Origin of the sequence: Streptomyces sp. NPDC002138, from assembly GCF_040296485.1 — a bacterium.
Taxonomy (GTDB): domain Bacteria; phylum Actinomycetota; class Actinomycetes; order Streptomycetales; family Streptomycetaceae; genus Streptomyces.
The window spans coordinates 35,631-57,963 of sequence record NZ_JBEOXE010000040.1 but is presented as its reverse complement, the minus strand read 5'-3'; the positions used below and the strand labels follow the sequence as shown (position 1 = coordinate 57,963).

20 protein-coding genes and 1 pseudogene are annotated in these 22,333 nt (G+C 74.1%); 10 read left to right on the top strand and 11 right to left on the bottom strand.

Features of this window, described 5'->3' with window-relative positions:
* Complete coding sequence (locus ABT084_RS24700) at window positions 1-657, top strand: hypothetical protein (protein WP_351047769.1); 657 nt, start codon at window positions 1-3, stop codon at window positions 655-657.
* On the opposite strand, the gene ABT084_RS24695 is transcribed toward ABT084_RS24700, so the two are convergent.
* Entirely contained in the window at window positions 641-3,046 is a 2,406-nt protein-coding gene (locus ABT084_RS24695) for an excinuclease ABC subunit UvrA (RefSeq protein ID WP_351047768.1), read from the bottom strand. The two genes, ABT084_RS24700 and ABT084_RS24695, sit on opposite strands and share 17 nt — an antisense overlap.
* 167 nt (window positions 3,047-3,213) lie before the next feature.
* Here ABT084_RS24695 and ABT084_RS24690 point away from each other — a divergent pair, with 167 nt between their 5' ends.
* Window positions 3,214-3,456: a DUF397 domain-containing protein gene (locus ABT084_RS24690; protein WP_502969116.1), complete on the top strand. Its 243-nt coding sequence runs from the start codon at window positions 3,214-3,216 to the stop codon at window positions 3,454-3,456.
* Between the two features lie 89 nt (window positions 3,457-3,545).
* Window positions 3,546-4,520, top strand: a complete 975-nt coding sequence (locus ABT084_RS24685) for a DUF5753 domain-containing protein (RefSeq protein WP_351047765.1) — start codon at window positions 3,546-3,548, stop codon at window positions 4,518-4,520.
* A gap of 1 nt (window position 4,521) precedes the next feature.
* On the opposite strand, the gene ABT084_RS24680 is transcribed toward ABT084_RS24685, so the two are convergent.
* Together ABT084_RS24680 and ABT084_RS24675 are read right to left on the bottom strand one after the other, a co-directional pair.
* Window positions 4,522-5,307, bottom strand: a complete 786-nt coding sequence (locus tag ABT084_RS24680) for an SAM-dependent methyltransferase (RefSeq protein WP_351047764.1) — start codon at window positions 5,305-5,307, stop codon at window positions 4,522-4,524.
* Window positions 5,308-5,482: 175 nt separating this feature from the next.
* Window positions 5,483-5,746, bottom strand: coding sequence for a hypothetical protein (locus ABT084_RS24675; protein WP_351047761.1), 264 nt, complete (start codon window positions 5,744-5,746; stop codon window positions 5,483-5,485).
* Between the two features lie 481 nt (window positions 5,747-6,227).
* Between ABT084_RS24675 and ABT084_RS24670 the strand changes: the two genes are divergently transcribed.
* On the top strand, window positions 6,228-6,722 hold the full coding sequence (locus tag ABT084_RS24670; protein ID WP_351047758.1) for a phosphatase domain-containing protein: 495 nt from the start codon (window positions 6,228-6,230) through the stop codon (window positions 6,720-6,722).
* A gap of 12 nt (window positions 6,723-6,734) precedes the next feature.
* Here ABT084_RS24670 and ABT084_RS24665 read toward each other — a convergent pair whose 3' ends face one another.
* On the bottom strand, window positions 6,735-6,950 hold the full coding sequence (locus tag ABT084_RS24665) for a dodecin (protein WP_351047755.1): 216 nt from the start codon (window positions 6,948-6,950) through the stop codon (window positions 6,735-6,737).
* 258 nt (window positions 6,951-7,208) lie between these two features.
* Between ABT084_RS24665 and ABT084_RS24660 the strand changes: the two genes are divergently transcribed.
* The 3 genes and pseudogenes from ABT084_RS24660 to ABT084_RS24650 all read left to right on the top strand — a co-directional run.
* A complete protein-coding gene (locus ABT084_RS24660) occupies window positions 7,209-8,471 on the top strand; it encodes an extracellular solute-binding protein (protein ID WP_502969113.1) in 1,263 nt (420 codons plus the stop codon).
* Window positions 8,472-8,636: 165 nt separating this feature from the next.
* On the top strand, window positions 8,637-9,467 hold the full coding sequence (locus ABT084_RS24655) for a GNAT family N-acetyltransferase (protein ID WP_351047752.1): 831 nt from the start codon (window positions 8,637-8,639) through the stop codon (window positions 9,465-9,467).
* Window positions 9,464-9,994: pseudogene (locus tag ABT084_RS24650) on the top strand (lysophospholipid acyltransferase family protein); the annotation flags it as partial. The gene ABT084_RS24655 and the pseudogene ABT084_RS24650, both read left to right, overlap by 4 nt.
* A gap of 236 nt (window positions 9,995-10,230) precedes the next feature.
* On the opposite strand, the gene egtD reads toward ABT084_RS24650, so the two are convergent.
* From egtD to egtA, 4 genes are all read right to left on the bottom strand, one after another.
* A complete protein-coding gene (gene egtD / locus ABT084_RS24645; protein WP_351047749.1) occupies window positions 10,231-11,307 on the bottom strand; it encodes an L-histidine N(alpha)-methyltransferase in 1,077 nt (358 codons plus the stop codon).
* A complete protein-coding gene (gene egtC / locus ABT084_RS24640) occupies window positions 11,300-12,103 on the bottom strand; it encodes an ergothioneine biosynthesis protein EgtC (RefSeq protein ID WP_351047747.1) in 804 nt (267 codons plus the stop codon). Before egtC ends, egtD begins: the two co-directional genes overlap by 8 nt.
* The gene (egtB, locus tag ABT084_RS24635; protein WP_351047833.1) at window positions 12,103-13,386 is read right to left on the bottom strand and encodes an ergothioneine biosynthesis protein EgtB; all 1,284 of its coding nucleotides are present in this window, start codon (window positions 13,384-13,386) and stop codon (window positions 12,103-12,105) included. The genes egtC and egtB overlap by 1 nt, the downstream gene beginning before the upstream one ends.
* 80 nt (window positions 13,387-13,466) lie before the next feature.
* Complete coding sequence (gene egtA / locus ABT084_RS24630) at window positions 13,467-14,942, bottom strand: ergothioneine biosynthesis glutamate--cysteine ligase EgtA (protein ID WP_351047744.1); 1,476 nt, start codon at window positions 14,940-14,942, stop codon at window positions 13,467-13,469.
* 163 nt (window positions 14,943-15,105) lie between these two features.
* Between egtA and ABT084_RS24625 the strand changes: the two genes are divergently transcribed.
* A complete protein-coding gene (locus ABT084_RS24625) occupies window positions 15,106-15,918 on the top strand; it encodes a TIGR02452 family protein (RefSeq protein WP_351047741.1) in 813 nt (270 codons plus the stop codon).
* 98 nt (window positions 15,919-16,016) lie between these two features.
* On the opposite strand, the gene ABT084_RS24620 is transcribed toward ABT084_RS24625, so the two are convergent.
* The 3 genes from ABT084_RS24620 to ABT084_RS24610 all read right to left on the bottom strand — a co-directional run bounded on the left by ABT084_RS24620 (window position 16,017) and on the right by ABT084_RS24610 (window position 19,647).
* On the bottom strand, window positions 16,017-16,478 hold the full coding sequence (locus tag ABT084_RS24620; RefSeq protein ID WP_351047739.1) for a type II toxin-antitoxin system PemK/MazF family toxin: 462 nt from the start codon (window positions 16,476-16,478) through the stop codon (window positions 16,017-16,019).
* 82 nt (window positions 16,479-16,560) lie between these two features.
* The gene (locus ABT084_RS24615; protein ID WP_502969110.1) at window positions 16,561-18,099 is read right to left on the bottom strand and encodes an amidase; all 1,539 of its coding nucleotides are present in this window, start codon (window positions 18,097-18,099) and stop codon (window positions 16,561-16,563) included.
* Between the two features lie 150 nt (window positions 18,100-18,249).
* Window positions 18,250-19,647 (bottom strand): MFS transporter, encoded by a 1,398-nt coding sequence (locus tag ABT084_RS24610; RefSeq protein WP_351047736.1) that lies wholly within the window; start codon window positions 19,645-19,647, stop codon window positions 18,250-18,252.
* 123 nt (window positions 19,648-19,770) lie between these two features.
* Between ABT084_RS24610 and ABT084_RS24605 the strand changes: the two genes are divergently transcribed.
* On the top strand, window positions 19,771-20,814 hold the full coding sequence (locus ABT084_RS24605) for a LacI family DNA-binding transcriptional regulator (protein WP_351047732.1): 1,044 nt from the start codon (window positions 19,771-19,773) through the stop codon (window positions 20,812-20,814).
* Between the two features lie 137 nt (window positions 20,815-20,951).
* Window positions 20,952-22,142: a thiolase family protein gene (locus tag ABT084_RS24600; protein WP_351047729.1), complete on the top strand. Its 1,191-nt coding sequence runs from the start codon at window positions 20,952-20,954 to the stop codon at window positions 22,140-22,142.
* Window positions 22,143-22,333: the final 191 nt, after the last annotated feature.

Below are 22,333 nucleotides of genomic sequence, written 5' to 3'. Positions count from 1 at the left end.
ATGGCAGAAGCACCCGTACCCGCCCGAAACGGACCGCGGCGCCGGACCGTGCTCGCCGCACTGACCCCGATCGCCTCGCTGGCCCTGGTCGGCTGCGCCGCCGACGAGCGCCCGGTCGCCCCGGCACCCGGGCCGCAGCCGCCCCCCAAGGACGCCCTGATCATGGTGATCCGGCACGCGGAGAAGCCGTACGCCGGAGACACCGGCGAGGACGACGAGGGCAATGACGACGCCGGGTCCCTCGCCCTGCGCGGCCGCCGCCGCGCCGAGGCCCTGCCCACGCTCTTCCCGCCCACCCCGGGCGCCCTGCTGCCCCGGCCCACGGTGATCTTCGCGGGCGGGGCGGCCGGAGCCGCCCGCTCCCGCCAGACCGTCGCTCCGCTGGCCGACGTACTGCGTACCCCCGTCCGGGCCGACCTCGCCGTCGGCCGGGAAGCGGACCTGGCCCGCGCCGCGCTCGCCGCGCCGATGCCCGTCCTCGTCTGCTGGGAACACACCGGCATCCCGCGCCTGGTCAGCGCCCTGGGCGCCGACCGGCTGGTCGGGGTCCCCGCGGGCTGGCCCGACCGCTACGACCTCGTCTGGCTCTTTCGCCGCCGCGAGGGCGAGTGGACCTTCCGCGAACTGCCCCAGCACCTGCTCACCGGAGACGCATAGCCCGCGCCAGGTAGGCCGCCGTACGCCCCTCCCCGGCCCGCGCCACCCGGCCCGGGGGACCGGCGGCCACCACCCGGCCCCCGTCCGCGCCGCCGCCCGGACCCAGGTCGATCACCCAGTCCGCGCCCGCCACCACCGCCATGTCGTGCTCCACGACCACCACCGAATGCCCGGCGTCCACCAGACCGTGCAGCCGGTCCATCAGCACCTCCACATCGGCCGGATGCAATCCGGTCGTCGGCTCGTCCAGCAGGTACAGCGTGTGGTCCCGGCGCACCCGCTGCAGCTCGGTCGCCAGCTTGATCCGCTGCGCCTCGCCCCCCGAGAGCTCCGTCGCGGGCTGCCCGAGCCGCAGGTAGCCCAGACCGATGTCGGCCAGGGCGCGCAGGGCCCGGTCCGCCGCCGGGACCTCCGCGAAGAAGGCCGCCGCCGCCTCCACGGTCAGCCCCAGCACCTCGGCGATGTTCAGGCCCGCGTGCCGCACCTCCAGGGTCTCGTCGTTGTACCGGGCACCCCCGCAGCCCGGACACGGGGCGTACGTACGGGGCAGGAAGAGCAGCTCCACCGAGACGAAGCCCTCGCCCTGGCAGGTCTCGCAGCGCCCGCCCGCCACGTTGAAGGAGAACCGGCCCGCCTTCCAGCCGCGCGCCCGCGCCTGCGCAGTGGCCGTGAACAGCGCGCGGACCGCGTCGAACAGGCCCGTATACGTGGCCAGGTTGGACCGCGGGGTCCGGCCGATCGGCTTCTGGTCCACCTCCACCAGCCGCCGGACCGGGAAGTCCGGGAGCGCCGCCGCGATCCGCTCCCGCACCGTCTGCGCCAGCACCTGGCCGACCAGGGTGGACTTGCCCGAGCCGGAGACCCCGGTGACCGCCGTGAACACTCCCAGCGGGAACGCCGCCGACACCTCCCGCAGGTTGTGCCGGGTGACCCCGGACAGCCGCACCTCGCCGGCCGCCGCCCGGGGCACCCGCTCCGCCGCCCGCCCGGCCGCCTCGGCCGGAGCGGCGAGGAAGCGCGCGGTGGCCGAATCCGGTACGCCCGCAAGCGCCTCCGGCGGTCCGCTGTACAGCACCCGCCCACCGTGCTCCCCAGCCAGCGGCCCGACGTCCACCAGCCAGTCCGCGTGGCGCACCACGTCCAGGTGGTGCTCGACGACGAAGACGGTGTTCCCGGTCTCCTTGAGCCGGTCCAGTACGCCGAGCAGCGCCTCGGTGTCGGCCGGGTGCAGCCCCGCCGACGGCTCGTCCAGGACGTACACCACCCCGAACAGCCCGGACCGCAGCTGCGTCGCCAGCCGCAGCCGCTGCAGCTCGCCCGCCGACAGCGTCGGCGCCGTCCGGTCCAGGCTCAGGTACCCCAGGCCCAGCTCGGCGACCGGTCCGATCCGCGCCCGCAGATCCGCGGCCAGCACCCGGGCCGCCTCGCCGGCCGGGGGCGCGGAGGCCAGTACGGCGTCCAGGTCGGTCAGCGCCAGCGCCGCCAGCTCCGCGATCGTGCGGCCCGCGAAGGTCACCGCGAGCGCCTCCGGGCGCAGCCTGGCGCCCGCGCAGACCGGGCACGGCCCATCGGTGAGGAACCTCTCGGCCCGGGTGCGCAGCGTGGCGCTCTTCGTGGTGCCGAAGGTCTTGAGCACATAGTGCCGGGCGCTCATGTAGGTGCCCTGGTAGGGGCGTTGGATCCGGTCCGCGTCCCGCACCGGGTGCACGGTGACCACCGGCTGCTCCTCGGTGAACAGGATCCACTCGCGGTCCTTCGCCGGCAGGTCCCGCCACGGACGGTCCACGTCGTGGCCCAGCGCCTCCAGGATGTCCCGCAGGTTCTTCCCCTGCCAGGCGCCCGGCCAGGCGGCGATCGCGCCCTGACGGATCGACAAGGAGGGCTCGGGCACCAGGAGTTCCTCGCTGGTGCGGTGGACGCGCCCGAGCCCCTGGCAGGAGGGGCAGGCCCCGGCGGCCGTGTTGGGGGAGAAGGCGTCGGAGTCGAGCGGCGGCGCGCCCGGCGGGTAGGTGCCCGCCCGCGAGAACAGCATCCGCAGGGAGTTGGAGAGCAGTGTCACCGTCCCGACGGAGGAGCGGGAACCGGGTGTGGAGCGCCGCTGTTCCAGGGAGACGGCGGGCGGCAGCCCGGTCACCGAGTCCACCTTGGGGGCGCCGATCTGGTGGATGAGCCGGCGGGCGTACGGCGCCACGGACTCGAAGTACCGGCGCTGCGCCTCGGCGTACAGGGTGCCGAAGGCGAGGGAGCTCTTGCCGGATCCGGACACCCCGGTGAACACGGTCAGGGCGTCACGGGGGATGTCGACGTCGACCCCGCGCAGATTGTGTTCCCGGGCGCCCCGTACGCGGACGAGGGAATCACGGGCGGGGGGATCGGTCGGCTGGCGCATTCATCACATTTTACGGCGTCGCGGTCAGCGCGCCCGGCGCCGGGGCACCCGTTAGGGGGACTTACTTCGCCGGGGTCTGTGGCTACGCTCGTCCCTGAATCCACCCGCATGCAATTGCATATGGGATGGAGGGAGTGTCGGATATGGGATTCGGGAAGAGGTGGCCCGTGGGGTTCGAGAACGGTATGGCGGCGGACGGCATCACATCGGTGCGCTGGGTGAAGAGCAGCGCGAGCAGCGGAATCGGGAACTGCGTGGAGGTGGCGGCGCTGCCCGGAGGTGAGTTCGCGGTGCGCAATTCGAGGTTCCCGGGCGGTCCGGCCCTGGTCTTCACCCGGGACGAGATGACCGCGTTCGTGGCGGGCGCGGGTGCCGGGGAATTCGATCACCTGCACGGAGCGGGTGCCTAGGGTCAATTCATGGCCAACGCTTGATGAAACGGGCATGCGAGAACCAGACTGGGCCGCTGATGGCGCTTTTCAGTCAGCAAGGAGCTCGCATGTCCGGTCGTCCGCGACCACCGCGCGGGGCCGCCGCCCCGGCGCCCCCCGGCCCGCATCCCACCGCCGCCCCGGCCGAACGCGGCCCCGCGTCACGGTTGCTGGGTGAGCGGCTGCGGAGGCTGCGGGAGGACCAGAAGATGTCCCTCGTGGACGCGGCGGCCCTCATCCGCGGATCCGCCTCGAAGCTCAGCAGACTGGAGCGGGGCGAGAGCCCGGCCAAGACCAACGACGTCTGGGACCTGGTGCGCCACTACGGGCTGCCCGCGTCCGAGTACGACGAGATCCACGAACTCCTCGGCCAGGTACGGCTGGAGGGCCGCGCGCGCAAGTACGAGGACCTGACCCCCGACTTCCTGCGCAGGCTCATCTCCCTGGAAGCGCAGGCGAAACGGATCTGCGCGTACGAGACCCACGTGGTCCCCGGCCTGTTGCAGACCAAGGAGTACGCCGCCGTCCTGGTGGGCGCGGCCACGGCGGCGGACCCGGTGGAGATCAGCCGGCACGTCCGCGTGCGCGAGGAACGCCAGCGGCTGCTGCGCCGCCCGCACCGCCCCGAGATCATCATGATCCTGGACGAGAGCGTCCTGTACCGGCCCGTCGGCGGACCCCGGGTGATGTGCGAGCAGATCCGGCACCTGAGGAACTTCGCCTCCGACGGTTCCACCGACGCCCACATCCGGATCCTGCGCTTCGAGCACGACCAGGTCGGCACGGCACCCGGATTCCCGGTCACCCACCTGCAGTTCGTGGACGGCGGCCCGGCCGAGCTGGTGTACGTCGAAGCCCTGGAGAGCGCGGACTACGTCACGGCCCCGGCTCGGGTCAGGCGCTACCGCGAGGTCATGGACCACCTGATGGAGCGCGCCCTGCCGTGGCGGGAGAGCGTCGACTTCCTGGACGAGCGGATCCGGGACTACGCGCGCAGGGCCGGGGAGCCGGACGCGGTGGGGGCGGCTCCGGCCGGAGGCTGACTCACCCCATCCGTCCCACGCCGCCCCACGCGATCAGGTCGCGGGCGCGCGGCAGCGGTGTCCGGCCGGACTCGGGGCGCCAGTCGGCGACGTCCCCGAGGCCCGGTTCGACGATCTCCAGCCCGTGCAGGAAGCCGCGGACCTCGTGCTCCTCGCGCACCCGGCCCCATCGTCCGTGCGTGGCCCCTCTGATCAGCGTGGTCACCTGGTCCCGGAGGTCGGGGCAGGGGCTCGTGTACTGGCACAGCACGAGGAAACTCCCGGGCGCCAGCCGCTCCTTGACCCGCTCGAGCATCGGGAGGACGTCCTCGTCGGGCAGGCACTGGGAGACGGCCACGAACAGGGCGGCCGTGGGCTCGTCGGAGCGGACGAGCCCACGGACCTCCGGGTGGTCGAAGATGGCGTCGGTTTCCCGGATGTCGGCCGGGACCACCGCGGTCCACGGGTTCTCCACCAGCCGGGCCCGGGCGTGCGCGAGGACCAGCGGGTCGTTGTCGATGTAGACCACGCGCGCCTCGGGGGCGACGGACTGCGCCACCTCGTGCACGTTGTCCCGGGCGGGCAGGCCGCAGCCGTGCTCCAGGAACTGGCGGACGCCGTAGTCGCGGGCCAGGACCCGGACCGCGCGGCGCAGGAAGGCCCGGCTGGTGAGGGCGAGGGCGCGGGAGCCGGGGGCGATGCCGAGCAGGTCGTCACAGACCTTCTGATCCACCGGATGGTTGTCGACCCCACCGAGCAACCGGTCGTAGATCCGCGCGACGCTCGGCGTGCGCACACCGTGGTGCATCCGTCCCCCTCAACCCCGGCCAGGAGCGGTGCCGGTCCCCACCGACCATGTTAGAGAGGATGCGGGGTCCGCGCCGTCACCTGAAGGTGTGGAAAGGCGTGGAAACGGAGGCGTGGAAGCAGTCGGCGCGCGGGGCGCGTCCGGCGGTCCGGTGGGACCGCCGGAGCGGCGGCCGTCAGAGCGGCCGGTGCCGGGCGCGCTCCCGGCGCAGTCGGCGGACACGGCGGACGCGGCGTTCCCGCGCGGCCCACAGGCCGATCGTGAACAGGAGCCCCGCCAGGGTCAGCGCGAACCCCAGGACGTCGAGGGCCGCGGAACCGCCCTCCCGGTACAGGAGTACGGCGATGAGCAGGCAGAGGAGGACGAGACTGACGGCCAGGATGATGCGCAGGAGGGTTTGTCCGCCGGACGGCTGCGGGATACTGCGCTTACGGTGCACCGGGCTCCATGCGAGGACCCCCCGGCGTAGCGGGTTGAGCAAGGTGATTCGTTTCCCTTCGCTTGACGGACGGCCCTGGGCGTTGGCGCGCTCGGGGCCGTCCTGCTCTGGTGGAGCGGAAGGCGAATCTACCCCCTCCTCAACAGAAGTGACGTCCCGGCAGATCGTGAATGCGGGGCCCTCGTGGGAAATCGAATCCCCCTATGATCGGCCTGCCGATGTCAATGCGGCGCATAGGTCCTGGCCCGGGTCCCGCGGGCGGCGAAAGGGGCCTTGCCCAGCGGAGCTTCGGGTGCCGCGGGGGGCCTGGAAATACGTCGGCGATTCACCCGCAGGTGTGAAGATCGAATATCGACGGCACGCCCGTGGCATTGCGCAGCGGTCGAATCGCCCGTGCGTATGCAACGTACGGTGAGGCGAGAATTCGCTGAAGCGAAGGCTTCCTTCGTCGCTGTCGGCGGGCGCCCCTAGGCTGACCCGCATGAGTGAACACGCCAACGGCCGCCCCCTGGCCGTCTTCGACATCGACGGGACCCTCTCCGACACCGCGCACCGGCAGCGCTTCCTGGAGCGGCGGCCCCGGGACTGGGACGGCTTCTTCGGCGCGGCCCAGGACGATCCGCCGCTCGCGCGGGGCGTGGCGCTGGCGGTCGGGAGCGCCGCCGACTGCGAGGTGGCCTACCTGACCGGCCGGCCGGAGCGCTGCCGGGCGGACACCCTGGACTGGCTGGCCCGGCACGGGCTGCCCGAGGGACGGCTGTGGATGCGCGGGGATCAGGACCGGCGCCCGGCCCGGACGACCAAGCTGGAGGTGCTCCGCCGGATCGCCCGGGGCCGGGAGGTGCGGATGCTCGTGGACGACGACGAGCTGGTGTGCCAGGCGGTGCGCGCCGCGGGGTTCCGTGTCGTACGGGCCGACTGGGCGGCGGACGCGCCGGAGCTGCGGGAGGCTCAGGAGGGCGAAGGGCGCACCTGAGCCGCCCGGGGCTCAGTCCTCGCCGTCGAGGCGGAAGCCGACCTTGAGTCCGACCTGGAAGTGCGCGACCTCGTTGTTCTCGATGTGGCCGCGTACCTGGGAGACCTCGAACCAGTCCAGGTTCCGCACGGTCTGGCCCGCGCGGGCGATGCCGTTGCGGATGGCCTGGTCGATGCTCTCGGTGGAGGTGCCGACGATCTCGGTCACGCGGTAGGTGTGGTTGGACATATGGCTCTCCCGAGGGTGGGGGCTGGTGCCTCGTTCCACGGTGCCCCAGGACGTCCGGGTCCGCGAGGCGGGGCGGCCCGCGGGGCCCGCGGGTACCCCGTGCGGCGTTTCTGTGAACTCCGTGTGTGTACCAGGTGGAGGAGACGTACCGGTTCGTCGCGTTTGCGCAGAGAATCCGGAGCCCGTGCCCCTTGACCCGCCCATTGGTCCATGCCAATTTCAAGCCATCTGAGATCGACCCCCCAGAAGGTGACCTTCGTGAAAATGCGCTTCCTCGCCGTGTGCACGGCCGTCGTGGCCGCGACCGCTCTGACCGGCTGCAGTGTGCTGGGCGGCTCGGACGGCGGGCCCCGGAAGGTCACGCTGTGGCTCATGAAGGGCAGCGCGTCCGACGGCTTCATCCAGAAGTTCACCGACTCCTACGAGAAGGACCACCCCGGGATCGACCTGGACGTCAAGATCCAGGAATGGACGGGCATCGGCGACAAGGTCAACGCCGTCCTGGAGGGCAAGGGCAAGGACAAGGCCGACGTCATCGAGGTCGGCAACACCCAGGTCTCGCAGTACATCGAGACCGGCGGCCTGTCCGAACTCACCCTCGAGGGCCTGCGCGAATGGGGCAGCAAGGACTGGCTCAAGGGCCTCGCCGATCCCGGCAGCGTGAACGGCGCCCAGTACGGCGTCCCCTGGTACGCGGCCAACCGGGTGGTGATCTACAACAAGGACATGTTCGCGAGCGCCGGGATCAAGACGCCGCCGAAGAACCGCGCGGACTGGATCGCCGCCACCCAGCGCCTCGACAAGGGCGCTCAGCAAGGCATCTACCTGCCCGGCCAGAACTGGTACGTCCTGTCCGGGTTCATCTGGGACGAGGGCGGCGACCTCGCCCTGGAGACCGGCGGCCAGTGGATCGGCACCCTCGACACCGGCGAGGCGCTGGCCGGCATGGAGTTCTACAAGCAGCTCCAGGCGCTCGGCGACGGCCCCAAGGGCGCCGATGAGGAGACGCCCTCCCAGGCCGACGTCTTCGCGCGCGGCCAGATCGCCCAGATCATCGGCCCGCCCGGCCAGGCCGCGCGGATCGAGGAGCTGAACCCCGCCCTCAAGGGCAAGCTCGGCTTCTTCTCCATACCCGGGAAGACCAGCGAGAAGCCCGGCGCCGTCTTCACCGGCGGCTCCGACCTGATCATCCCGAACCGCACCGCCGACCGGGCCGCCGCCGTGGACGTGATCACGGCCCTGGTCAGCGAGCGGTGGCAGACCGAACTGGCCCGCGAGATGAGCTACGTACCGAACAAGACCACGCTCGCCCATGTCGTCGAGGGCAATGACGGCGCCACTGCGATGGCCCCCGGAGCCGCCCAGGGCCGCGCCACCCCGAAGTCCGCGCGCTGGGCCGAGGTCGAGGCCAAGAACCCCATCAAGCCGTTCATGACGGCCGTCCTGACGGGCCAGGACCCCAAGGAAGCCGCCAGGACGGCCTCCGAGGCCATCAGCAAGGTCCTCAGCTCGGACCGCTGAACCGGCCGGGGCCCCGCCCGCCCCGCCGCCCCACCGCTGAGTTCAGCGTTCGCACATCCAGGTGCCGCTGCGCGGTCATGTCGAATCCAGCCGGTCACGGAAGAAGTAAAGGAGTCAGGCCGATACGCCGCCGGCCTGGCTCCCGCTTCCGGATCAGGAGCCGTCATGACCATCGCCCCCCTTTCCCCCGTCGACGTCACCACCTCCCTCCCCGCGGCCCCGCGCACCGCGCCCCTGCGGGCCGTCCCCGCCGCCCCCGCCCTCCCGGCGCCCCGCTACGCCGTCCGCCTGGCCCGCGACGAGGACGAGGTCCGCGCCGCCCAGCGGCTGCGCCACCAGGTCTTCGCGGGCGAACTCGGCGCCCGCCTCGACGGCCCCGAGCCGGGACTCGACGCCGACTCCTTCGACGCCTACTGCGACCACCTCCTCGTCGTCGAGGAGCAGACCGAAGAGGTCGTCGGCACCTACCGGCTGCTGCCCCCGGAGCGCGCCGCGATCGCCGGGCGGCTCTACTCCGAGGGCGAGTTCGACCTCTCCGCGCTCGCGCCCATCCGGCCCGACCTCGTCGAGGTCGGCCGCTCCTGCGTCCACCCCGCCCACCGCAACGGCGCCGTCATCGCCCTGATCTGGGCCGGTCTGGCCCGCTACATGGACCGCTCCGGGCACAACTGGCTGGCCGGCTGCTGCTCCGTCCCGCTCGCCGACGGCGGGGTGCTCGCCGCCGCCACCCGGGAGAACGTCCTCACCCGCAGCCTCGCGCCGGAGGAGTACCGGGTCACCCCGCACCGCCCCTGGAGCCCCGACGGCATCACCTTCCCCGACCGCGTCGAGCTGCCGCCGCTGCTGCGCGGCTACCTGCGGCTGGGGGCCTGGGTGTGCGGCGAGCCCGCGCTCGACGCCGAGTTCGGCGTCGCCGACCTCTACGTCCTGCTCTCGCTGCGCCGCACCAACCCGCGCTACCTCCGGCACTTCCTCTCGCTCGCCCCCGGCGCATGAGCACCTGGCTGCCCACCGCGCCCTGCACGCCCGAAGCCTGCGCCGCGCACCGCGGCCCGGCGGCGGGCGCCGTGCGCGCGGCGCTGCGCCTGCTCACCGCGGCGTCGGTGCTGCTCCTCGGCATCGTGGCCGCCCCCGCCCTGCGGCTGCTGCCCGCCGGGTTCCGCGGCGCGCTGGTACGGGCCTGGGCGGCCGGGTTCGTCCGGTCCTTCGGCATCCGGATCACCGTCCACGGCAGCCCCGGCCCGGACGGCGGCCGGCTCGTCGTCCCCAACCACATCTCCTGGCTCGACATCCCGCTCGTCGCGGCCGCGCTGCCCTCCCGGATGCTGGCCAAGAGCGAGATCCGCGACTGGCCGGTCCTGGGGCGGCTCGCCACCGGGGCGGGCACCCTGTTCATCGAGCGCGAGCGGATCAGGGCCCTGCCCGCCACCGTGGGGGCGCTCACCGCCGCGCTGCTGTCGGGGGACCGGGTGACCGTGTTCCCCGAGGGCAGCACCTGGTGCGGGCGCGGCCGGGGGCCGTTCCGCCGCGCGGCCTTCCAGGCGGCCCTGGACGCGCGGGTCCCCGTACAGCCCGTGCACATCGCCTACCGGCTGGACGACGGACGGCTCGCGGGGGCGCCCGCCTTCGTCGGGGACGATCCGCTGACCGCCTCGCTGTGGCGGATCGCCCGGGCCCGCGGAGTGCGGGCCGAGATCACCCTGCTGCCGCGGATCCCGCCGGGCCGTCACGCGGACCGGCGGGACCTCGCCGCGGCGGCTCAGTCGGCCGTCGCCGACGCCTGCGCCTCCCTGTTCGCCCTGCCCGGCGTTCCGGCGCCCCGTACCTCGCCGGAGTCCCGCACCTCCTCCTCCGCCGTGGCCGCGGCGATGGACAGGGACAGCGCGAAGCGCCCTTCCCGGTCCGTCCACCACTGACTCAACTCAAGCCCTGCGGACGCCAGTTCGCCGCGCACACCCTCCTGACGGAACTTCGCGGAGATCTCGGTCAGGATCTCCTCGCCCGCCGTGAACGGCACCACCAGATCCAGCGCGCGGATCTTGACCAGGGCATCCACCCGGGCCCGGAGCCGCATCTCCATCCACTCGTGCTCCCGGTTCCACACCGCCACGTGCGCGAAGTCGGCGGTGTGGAAGTCCGCGCCCAGCTCCCGGTCGATCACGGCCAGTACGTTCCGGTTGAACTCGGCCGTCACCCCCTGCGCGTCGTCGTACGCCGCGACCAGCACCGCCTCGTCCTTCACCAGGTCGGTCCCCATCAGCAGCGCGTCCCCGGGCGAGAGCATCGCCCGTACGGACCTCAGGAAGGCGGCCCGCTCCGGGGGCAGCAGGTTCCCGACCGTCCCGCCCAGGAACACCACCAGCCGGGGCCCCGGCGAGGGCGGCAGCGCCAGCGGCCGGGTGAAGTCCGCGACCAGCGCGTGCACGCGCAGCCCCGGCCGGTCCGCCAGCAGGACCTCGGCCGCGCCCCGCAGCGCGCTCTCGCTCACGTCCACGGGGACGTACGTGTCCAGCGCGGGCAGCGCCTCGATCAGGTGCCGGGTCTTCTCCGAGGAGCCGGAACCCAGCTCGACCAGCGTGCGGGCGCCGCTGACCGCCGCGATCTCCCCCGCCCGCTCCTGCAGGATCTCCCGCTCCGCGCGCGTCGGGTAGTACTCGGGCAACCGGGTGATCTCTTCGAACAGTTCACTGCCGCGGCTGTCGTAGAACCATTTCGGCGGCAGCGACTTGGGGGACCCGGTCAGGCCTTCGCGCACATCGGCGCGCAGCGCCGCGTCCGCCGCGTCGTCGTCCAGGGTCCGGGTCAACCGGAAGTCACCCGTGGGGAATTCACTCACTGTACTGGTTCTCCTTGTTCGCGTTCGGCGCGATCTCCCCGAGCGGGATCTCCTTGAGCGGGCTCAGGTCGACATGCGTACGGGAGGCGGTCAGCAGGGTCCGGTCGGGGACCTCGCACCAGCGGGGATCGTCGTCATGGGGCTCGGACGCCACGACCGTGCGCCCGGCCCGGGCGTCCGCCAGGTACCACAGCGAATCGCCCCAGGCCGTCGCCGCGATCGCGTGGCCGTCGGTGAGCAGCAGATTCAGCCGGGACCCCGGCGCGGCCGCCGCCAGCTCGGACACCGGCCCGGCGAGGGCCTCGCCCAGGCCGCGCCCCGCCCGCAGCTCGCGCAGGACGAGCGCCCACACCAGCGCCGAATCGGAGCGGGCGGCCAGCTGGAGCAGCTCCAGGGGCGGCAGCGAGGCGGCGGGGCCGGCGGCCGAGTCGGGCCAGTCCCGCACCACGCCGTTGTGGCTGAACAGCCAGGGCCCGGCCGCGAAAGGGGCGGCGGCCGCCTCGCCGTCCGCCCCCGCCGCGGTCGCGTCGCGGACGGCGGCCAGCGCGGCCCCGCTGCGCACGACCCGGGCGAGATCGCCGAAGGTGGCGTCGCCCCACACCGGGCCCGCCCGCCGGTAGCGGGCCGGTATCGGATCCCCCTCCGCGTACCAGCCGACACCGAAACCGTCGGCGTTGACCGTGCCGTGCCGCTGGCGGCGCGGCTCCCAGGACTGGCGCACCAGGGAGTGTTCCGGCTCGGACAGCAGCCTGCCGAGGGGGACCACCGGTCCCAGATACGCGAGATGACGGCACATCAGGCATCCCTCGCGGTCCGGAAACCGGCGAAGATCTGGCGGCGCACGGGCAGGTCCCAGTTGCGGAAGGTGCCCCGGCAGGCCACCGGATCCACCGCGAACGAACCGCCGCGCAGCACCTTGTGCTCCGGGCCGAAGAACACCTGCGAGTACTCGCGGTAGGGGAAGGCCCGGAAGCCCGGATAGGGCAGGAAATCGCTCGCCGTCCACTCCCACACGTCGCCGATCAGCTGGCGCACCCCGAGCGCGGAGGCCCCGGCCGGGTAGCTGCCCGCGGGGGCCGGGCGCAGATGGCGCTGGCCGAGGTTGGCGTGCGCGGGCGTGGGATCGGCGTCGCCCCACGGATAGCGGGTGGAGCGGCCGGTCGCCGGGTCGTGGCGGGCCGCCTTCTCCCACTCGGCCTCGGTCGGCAGCCGCCGCCCGGCCCAGCGGGCGTACGCGTCGGCCTCGTACCAGCTGACGTGCAGCACCGGCTCGTCCCCGGGCACCGGCTCGACGACGCCGAAGCGGCGGCGCAGCCACTGGCCCGCCTCCCGGCGCCAGAACAGCGGGGCCTCGATCCCGTGCCGGCGGATCTGTTCCCAGCCCGCCGCCGCCCACCAGCGGGGTTCGTCGTAGCCGCCGTCCTCCATGAAGACGCGGAAGTCGGCGTTGGTGACGGGAACCGTGTCGATCCAGAAGGGGCCGGTGTCCCGGGTGTGCGCGGGCCGCTCGTTGTCCAGGGACCACGGCTCGGCGGAGGTCCCCATCGTGAACGGCCCCGCGGGAACCAGGACTTCGGCGGCCGTCGGCGGGGGACCGGTCGGCGGCGCCGGATCCGGGGCGGTGAGCACCGGCGCGCCCGTCCGCAGTTGATGGGTGATCAGCATCGTCTCGTCGTGCTGCTGTTCGTGCTGCGCGATCATCCCGAAGGCGAAGCCGTCGTCGAGCAGCTCCGATCCCTCGAACGGCGTGCGCTCCAGCAGGTCGAAGACCCGCCCCCGCACCTCCGCGCTGTAGCCGCGCGCCTCGGCGGGCCCCAGCAGCGGCAGGGAGGGCCGCTCCGCGCGGGGATGCGCGAACGCGTCGTACAGCGGGTCGATCTCGGGCCGCAGCGGAGCGCGGCCGCCGACACGGCGCAGCAGCCAGAGCTCCTCCTGGTTGCCGATGTGCGCGAGGTCCCACACCAGCGGGGACATCAGCGGCGAGTGCTGCGCGGTCAGGTCCTCCTCGGTCACCGCGCCGGTGAGCGCCGCGGTGCGGGCCCGCGCGGCGGTCAGCGCGGCCGCCGCCCGCTCGCGCAGGTCCCCGGGCGGGGGAGCGGGGGCGGGAGGCGCCGTGGGAGCGCCCCCGGGGTGGGCGGGGGTCGGGTCGGCTTCGGCGCTCACGGGCGCGGCCCCTCTCGCTCGGCGGCGGAAACAGGCGGCGCCGAGGCGGCGCTCGACCCCCAGGCTTCCTCGGCCTCGTCGGCCGGACATCGGCCGCGCGCCACGAACCGCTCGGTGAACGCGCCGACGGCGTCCCGCACCGCGGTGTCCGCGCCCAGCCGCGGCAGCGCCTCGGCCGCGGCCCGGAAACAGGCGCGGGCGGCCGCGCGCAGCTCCGGGTCCCGCGGCCCGTGCCGGGCGGCCGAGCGCCAGAGCGGATTGCGCGGGGCGGGACCGGGCCCGTAGCTGTCGGCGAGACCCTTGGCCACGCGGTACGCCGTCTCCGCGGCCTCCGGGTCGTCGAACAGGGCGTGCACCACGGCCACCGGGACCAGCCAGCCGTCCTCACCCGGCTGCGCGTCGATCATCCGCAGCTCCAGGTGTCCGCGGGGCCTGATCGGCGGGAACAGCGTGGTGAGGTGGTAGTCGAGATCCGCGGCGGTCGGCGGCCGGGGTTCGGCGCCGCGCAGCCAGGCGCGGAAGCTCAGGTCCCGGGGGACCGCCCAGGCCCCGCCCGCGCCGTCCGGGCCGTCGGCCGGCCGGTGCGGATCCCCGGACCGCACGCACATCACCGCGCTGTCGAGCGCGTGCCGGGTCCAGGCCTCGCGCGGTTCGTCGTCCAGCGGCGGGGCGAGGGCGCGCGCGGTGTCGAGATCGCTCCAGATGCCCTGGCGCGAGCACCGCCAGCCCGCGTACGGGCCGCTGGGCGCGGGGGAGTTCGCGAAGGCCGACACGAGCACCGCCCCCAGCAGGTGCGCGAGCCGCCAGCGCCTGCCGTGACCGAGCGGCCCCGGTTCCTCGTGGCCCGCGTCGACGCAGACCTGCACGGAGGCGGACGCGCGCATCATGGCGCGCCCGGCCGGTCCGGTGCGGTCGAAATAGCTCTCCATGGCGTCGTAGCGCGGGCTGTCCAGCAGCCGCCGCAGCGGTCGGCGCAGATCGTGCCCGCGCCCTTCGAGTACGACGCCCTGGGCGCGCAGCGCGGTGCGTACGGCCGTCAGATCGGCCCGCAGATCGCCGACGCACCCCATCAGGGAGGTGGCGGGCGGCGAGCTGAGTTCGAGCTGGCCCCCGGGCTCGACGGTGAACCGGGAGCGCAGGGGCAGGGCGGCCGCCGCGTCGTGGGCGGCGGTGAGCCGGGCGGGCGGCAGGGGACGGCCCGCGTCCTCGGCGTCCAGCAGCAGCCACTCCAGCTCGGCGCCGAGCAGCCGGGGCGGACCCGTCTTGAAACAGATGCCGCGTACGAGATCCTCGGCGGCGGTCTCGCCGAGCGGGCTCGGGCGGTGCTCCGGCCGGCGCCCGGGGGAGCGCCGTTCGGGGGGTTGCGTGGCGGACCGCGCGGCGGACCGCTCGGGGGACGGCGCGGGAGAACGCGTCGGGGAGTGCGCGGCGGGATGCTCGCGGGCGCGTGCCGCGGGTGACTCCTGGGGCATGACCGGATCCTCATCTCCTGTCGTGAACCGTGACATCACCGTTGCCTACCCGCCGCCGTCGGGCCGTGAATCGTGCGGATCGCATCAAGATCTCGCAAACGCGGTCCGCATCATGCAAGTAATTGCGTTGCCACCCGCGGTTCCGGTTCCCCAAGATCAGGGAATGAGCAGCAGATTGCGGGCCATCGCAGTGGAAAACGCACAGATCGTGACGGCCGGGGGATACCGGTCGCGGTCGGGGCGGGAGGTCTCGCTCGCCGCCGCCGTGGCGGAAGCCAAGGCAGGAACCAGGATATATGGCCCGAATCCGGTACTTCCAGGCGAACCGGAAGGGGCGGGCGCGCGGGCCACCGCGTTCGAGGTGACCGGCGAGAGCAGTACGGTCGCCGCGCGCAGGCTCGCCGCCGACGGCCCGGTCGCGGTCCTGAACTTCGCCTCGGCCCGGAATCCGGGCGGCGGTTACGTCCGCGGGGCCAAGGCGCAGGAGGAGGCCCTGTGCCGTGCGTCGGCCCTGTACGAGACCCTGCTCGAGGCGCGCGAGTACTACGAGGTCCACCGCGCGGAGCGCAGCACCTTCTACACCGACCGGGTGATTCACTCGCCCGGGGTCCCGGTCTTCCGCGACGACCGGGGCGAACTGCTGGACGCGCCCTTCCGGGCGGGGTTCCTCACCTCCCCGGCGCCGAACGCGGGCACCATCCGGCGCCAGGAGCCCGAGCGGGCGAGCGAGATCCCGGCCGCGCTGGCCCGCCGGGCGGAGCGGGTGCTGGAGGTGGCCGCCCTGCACGCGTACCCGCGCCTGGTGCTCGGGGCCTGGGGGTGCGGGGTCTTCATGAACGACCCGGCCGAGGTCGCGCAGGCGTTCCGGGCCCTGCTGACGGGCCGGTTCGCCGGGGTCTTCGAGCGGGTGGCCTTCGGGATCCTGGACCGCGACCCGGGGCCGCGCCGGGCCTTCGAGGCGGCCTTCCCGGGCTGAGGAGGCCCGGGAAAGGCCACGGGCCGGGCGACGGCGGGCCCCGGGTCGGCGTGATCCGGAAGGGACGCGTCGGGCCGCCGGGGCCTACCGCCTACCGCCTACCGCCAGCCGTACCGCTCGCGCAGCCGCTCCACGACCAGCTGGAAGCGGCCCCGGTCCAGCGCGCAGGCCTCGCGCCGCATCCCGTCGTCATGCACCCGCAGCACCCGGTCCACGGCCACCCAGGATTCCCGCCCGGCGCCGTCCCAGGGTCCGGTGCCGATCGGGACCCACTCCCGGTCGTGGTCGTGCCGCTTGCTGGAGAGCTGTACGGCGAGCACCGTCCCGCGGCCCGGCTCGCGGGCCACGACCAGCACCGGCCGGTCCTTGCCCCGGCCGTCGTTCTCCTCGTACGGAACGAAGGTCCACACGATCTCGCCCGGATCGGGATCCCCGTCGTGGTCGGGGGCGTAGGAGGTCTCCACGGGCCCGATGGCGTGCGGATCGACCTCGGCCGTGGCCCCGGCTCCGTCGCGGCCGGGCTGGTGGGGGTGGTCGGTGTGGTGTGAAAGTGCCGTCATCCGGGTGAGGTTAGCGGTACGCGGGCGGGGGGTGCGGGATGCCGCGCGTCCGCACCCCGGCCCCCACCGCCCCGGACCGGACCTACCGCGCCCCGGCGCCCACCGGTTGCCGTCGGGAGGCGTCCGACGCCGCCCTCAGCGGGGCCGACCAGCGCGGCCAGTGCGACTGCCAGTTCTCCGCCGCCTCCAGCTGGGCCGCCAGGGAGATCAGAAGGGGCTCCGAGGCCTCGGGGCCCAGGAGTTGGGCGCCCACGGGCAGGCCCTGGGGGGTGAAGCCCGCCGGGACGCTCACGCCCGGCCAGCCGAGGACGTTCCAGGGCCACGCGTACGGGCAGGCCGCGATGATCGCCCGCTCCGTGTCCAGTGAGCCCCGGTCCCGCAGGGCGCCGACGCGCAGGGGCGCGGTGGCCGTCGTCGGCGTGAGGACCACGTCGAAGCGGTTGAAGATCTCCCCGATCCGGTGCTGGTGCAGCGCCTCCGCGCGGCGGGCGGCCCGCAGGGGCAGGCCGCTCAGGATCCGCCCCATGAGGGTGGCCTCGCTGGTCCGCGGGTCCAGCAGCGAGGGGTCCGGCACCCGGGCGGCCCACTCGTGTACGCCCCCGGTCGCGCGGGGTATGAAGCTGAGCCCGATCTTCCCGTACCGCGGATCCTCCAGGGCCACCTCGTGGCCCAGCGCCTCCAGCCGCCCCGCGAGCCGCTCGACGGCGGAACGGATCGACGGATCCAGGGACTTGGAGGTGCCCGTGAAGGGCATCCCGAAGGAGAGCGCGATCCGCAGCCGCCCCGGAGCCGTGCGGGCCGCCCGGACGGCCGAGATCGGCGCGGGCCGGTGCAGGTCGCCGCGGTGGGAGCCGCTGGCCGCGTCCAGCAGCAGGGCCGCGTCCGCGACCGTACGCGCCAGCACGCCATTGACGGTCAGCCCGCGGAAGGCCTCCGGCTCCGGCCAGGTGGAGATGCGGCCGCGCTGCGGTTTGATGCCGACCAGATGCGTCCAGGCCGCCGGGATGCGGATGGATCCCGCGCCGTCCGAGCCCAGCGCCGCGGGGATCAGACCCGCCGCCACGGCGGCCGCCGAGCCGCCCGAGGAGCCGCCGGGAGTGAAGGCCGGGTTCCACGGATTGCGGGTCTCGCCGAAGGCGGGCCCCTCGGTGAGCGGCCACTGGCCCAGCTCCGGGGTCTGGGTCTTGCCGACGACGACCGCGCCCGCCGCGCGCAGGCGGCGTACCGCCTCGCTGTCCTCGGCCTTCGGCGGGAAGTCCCCGGCGCAGCCGAAGGCCGTCGGCAGCCCGGCCACGTCCATGTCGTCCTTGACCGCGAGCGGAACGCCGAGCAGCGGCAGCCGCTCACCGGCCGCGAGCCGCCGGTCGGCCGCGTCCGCCTCCGCGAGGGCGGCCTCGGCGTGCACGACGCGGAACGCGTTCAGCTCCGGCTGCGAGGCCTCGATGCGCTCCAGGCACTGTTCGGTCAGCCAGCGCGAGGAGACGCTGCCCTCGGCGAGCGCCCGGGCCATGTCCCCCAGACCTGGCACCGCGTGGAGGGCCGGGGCGGAGGGCGGGCCCGGTGGCGAGCCGGGGGCCAAGACGCTCGTCGTGCCAGGAGCCGTGCCAGGAACTGTGGTCATCGAAACCGGACCTCCCCGTTACTCATCGGTACACAGAACGTAACGGGGAGCTCTCGAAGCTTGCTACATCCCTCCTTCACACGAGGTCATGAAGCCCTCGACACCGTCTCGACGGCCCCGAAGGCTCGACGCGCCCGTGGCGTGAGCGGGTCAGCGGACGCCGCGGATCGGCTTCACGGCCAGCGCGCCCGCGACCGACAGCACCGCCGCGATGACGAACAGGGCGGTGTACCCGCCGCTGACGGACACGATCACCGACGCGACGAACGGCGCGACGATCTGCGGACCGGCGTTGGCGATGTTGAGCACGCCCATGTCCCGGGCCGCGTCCTCGGCCTTCGGGAGCACCATCGTCACCAGCGCCGTGTCCACGGCCATGTAGCTGCCGAAGGCGAGGCCGTTGACCACGGCGAAGGCGAGCATCGCCGGCCAGCTCGCCGACAGGGCCGGTATGAGCAGCGCGACGGCGGACAGCAGCGCGGAGGCGCCGACGAACAGCTTCCGGCGGTCGAAGCGGTCGGACAGGTAACCGGCCACGACCGTCGAGAGCACCATCGCCACGCTGGTCAGCGGCATCAGGAGGGCCACCGCCTCCTCCGGCTCCAGGCCCTCGGGCAGCCGGGTGTGGTCCTGCAGGATGTACAACTGATAGCCGCTCACGGCGAAGTAGCCGAGCACCAGCAGGGCGCGCCCGATGAACGCCCACCGGAAGTCGTGGTCCTTGAGCGCGCCCGTGAAGGCGGCCAGCTGCGCGCGGACGGGCAGCGGGGGGCGCACCGGAAGGCGCTGTTCGCGGCCGCGGGCGGTGAAGAGCACGGCCGCGCCCGCCACGATCGCGCCGAAGAGCAGGTAGCCCCTGCGGTAGTCGTCGGAGAAGGACGCGCCGAGCAGGGCGCCCACGGCCGAGCCCAGGGGGAGGCCGAGGCCGACGGCGGCCGAGGCCTTGCCGCGGGCGCTCACCGGGACCCGGTCGGGCACGACCGAGGTGATCGCGGCCTGGTAGACGTTCATCACGGCCTGGCCGAGGCACCAGGCGAGGGTGATCAGCAGGATCGTGTCGGCGAGGCCGAGCAGGAACATCGCGGGCACCGCGGCCAGGCCGCCGCCCAGGATCCAGGGGTCGCGGCGGCCGCTGCGGTCGGAGAGGGCGCCCGCCACCGGGTTGAAGACCGTGGCGAAGACCGCGGACACCCCCGCGATCAGGCCGAAGTCGGCGACCTTGTGCGCGGGATCGACGTGCTCGACCTGGAGCGCGAGCAGGAGGCCCGCCACCCCGATGTAGAGCGCGTACATCGCGGTGTTGCCGACGAGGAGCAGGGGCAGCAGACCGCGCGCCGGCGCCGTCGGCGGCGATGCGGAGCCCGGCGCGGCGGTGGAGGCGGCGGGGTGGCGTCGGCGGCGGGGGTGCCGACGGAGGAAGGGGCCACGGTGCCGTCCTGGGCAGGGGATGTCGAGCGGATGAGGGGGGTGCGCGCCGCCCCGTCGTGACGGCGGGGGTACGTCGGAACACGACAGCGCGACGGCACGGAGCGACACGTGGCGCGGCACGTCCGACGAGGATGCGGAAGCCGTGGTTACACGTGTCAATAAATCGTGTAACCACTGTGTAGCATTCGATTCCGGCCATCCGCCAGACCCCGGGCACAACCGTTCTGGAAAGATGCCACGGCAATGTCTCAGTCACCGAAATCGCCCAGACGACCGACGCCGTCCCCGGCGCCCGCGCCGCCCGTGCCCACCAGTGCCGACGTGGCCCGTCTCGCGGGCGTCTCGCGCGCCACGGTCTCGTACGTCCTGAACAACGCCGAAGCCGTGCGCATCAGCGAGCCGACCCGCCGCAAGGTCCGCGAGGCCGCCGAGGAGCTGGGGTACGTCCCGCACGCGGCCGCCCGCAGCCTGCGCGCCGGGCACACCCGCATCGTGCTGCTCCCCACCTCGCACGTGCCGGCCGGGCCGCTGTACAGCGCGTTCCTCAACGAACTCCAGTGGGCGCTGCGCCGCCTGGACTACACGGTGGTCCAGTACGGCAGCCTCGGCCTCACCGGGGACCAGGCCGCCCGCGCCTGGGCCGAGCTGCGGCCCGTCGCGGTGATCTCCCTCGGCGAGATCACGCTGAGCGCCCACAACGTCGAGACCCTCAAGCGGGCCGGCGCCCGCGCGGTGATCACCCTCGGGCCGGTCGGCGTCGCCGGGGCCCACGCGTTCGTCATGGACCAGGCCGAGGTCGGTTCCCGGGCCGTCGCCCACCTCGTCGAGCGCGGCCACCGCCGGATCGGCGTGATCGTCCCCGAGGAGGCGGGCATGGAGCTGTTCTCCGCCCCGCGCCTCGCGGGCGCCCGGGCGGCGGCCGGCGGGGCGGCCGGGATCGAGGCACTGCCGATGGCCTACACCGAGGAGTCGGCCCGCGTTCTCGCGGACCGGTGGCCGGGGCTCGGGCTCGACGCGGTCTTCGCCTACAACGACGAGTACGCGATGCTCCTCATGCGCGCCCTGCAGGACGCCGGGCTGCGCGTCCCCGCGGACGTGGCCGTCATCGGCGCCGACGACCTGCTGATCGGCCGCCTGCTGCGGCCGCGCCTGAGCACGGTGCGGATCGAGATGCCCACCGGAGATCATCTGGCCTCCCTGGTGGACCGGGTGGTCCGGGAACCCTCCGAGGCCCCGGCCCGCCACGACCTCATGGCCGCGCTGGCCGTCCCCCGCGAGTCCACCTGAGGGCGGCGCCCCGGCGGCCTACCGGCGGCCGGGTCCGCCCGCGGTGCCGGGGAGGCGTTGACAGGCCGCGAGCCCGGGACGGAGACTGCGGGCGCGCCCACCGGCGCGCCCGCACGGATCTGCCCAGGAGACCCCGCATGCGCATCCGCGACGTCTACATCGTCGACGCCGTCCGTACCCCGATCGGCAAGTTCGGCGGTGCCTACGCCGGGGTCCGCCCGGACGACCTGGCCGCGCACGTGGTCCGCGCCCTGGTGGACCGTACGCCCGCGCTCGACCCCGCGCGGATCGACGACGTGGTCTTCGGCGACGCGAACGGTGCCGGTGAGGACAACCGTGACGTGGCCCGCATGGCGGTGCTGCTCGCCGGGCTGCCGGTCACGGTCCCCGGCGTCACCGTCAACAGGCTCTGCGGATCCGGCCTGGAGGCCGTCATCCAGGCCGCCCGGGCCATCGCCCTCGGCGACGCCTCCGTGGCGATCGCGGGCGGCGTCGAATCCATGACCCGCGCCCCCTGGGTGGTGCAGAAGCCCGAGCGGGCCTTCCCCGCCGCCCACCAGCAGCTCTGGTCCACCACCCTGGGCTGGCGGATGACCAACCCCGCGATGCCCGAGGAGTGGACCGGCTCGCTCGGCGAAGGCGCGGAACTGGTCGCGGACAAGTACGCGCTCACCCGCGAGGACCAGGACGCCTTCGCCCTGGAGAGCCACCGCAAGGCCGCGGCCGCCTGGGCCGCGGGGGAGTACGACGCCGAGGTCGTCCCGTACCCCGGTGTCGACCTGCTGCGCGACGAGTGCATCCGGGAGGGCTCCACCATCGAGGCGCTCGCCCGGCTGAAGCCCGCCTTCCGCACCGACGGCCGGGGCACGGTCACGGCGGGCAACGCCTCCCCGCTCAACGACGGGGCCGCCGCCCTGCTGCTCACCGACGAGGCGGGACTCGCGGTCACGGGGCGCGAGCCGCTCGCCCGGATCCGGGCCTCGGCGGTCACCGGGATCGAGCCGCAGCTCTTCGGGCTGGGACCGGTCGAGGCGGTCCGCCGGGCCCTGGAGAAGGCGGCCCGCGGCTTCGCCGACCTCACCACCCTGGAGCTGAACGAGGCGTTCGCCGCCCAGGCGTTGGGCTGTCTGGAGGCCTGGCCCGAACTGGACCGCGCCGTGGTCAACCCGCGCGGCGGCGCCATCGCCCTCGGCCACCCGCTCGGCGCGTCCGGGGCCCGGCTCGCGGGCTCGGTCGCCCACCAGCTGGCGGCGGCCGGTTCCGGGACGGGAATGGCCGCGCTCTGCATCGGGGTGGGCCAGGGCATCGCCCTCGTGCTGGAGCGCTGACGGGCCGGCGCGGGGCCCCGGCCGGCGCCGCCGGGCCGCCGGGCGCCGCCGCGGCCGGGCGCGGTCGATGGATTCCGGACAGGTGACCCTGGCAACTGCCCAATAAGTGAACAGAATTGGTGAGTCCGTTCTGGCACGATGACGCGTGCCGCCCCCCACCCCACTCGCTCCGTCCTCACCCCGGAGGCCTC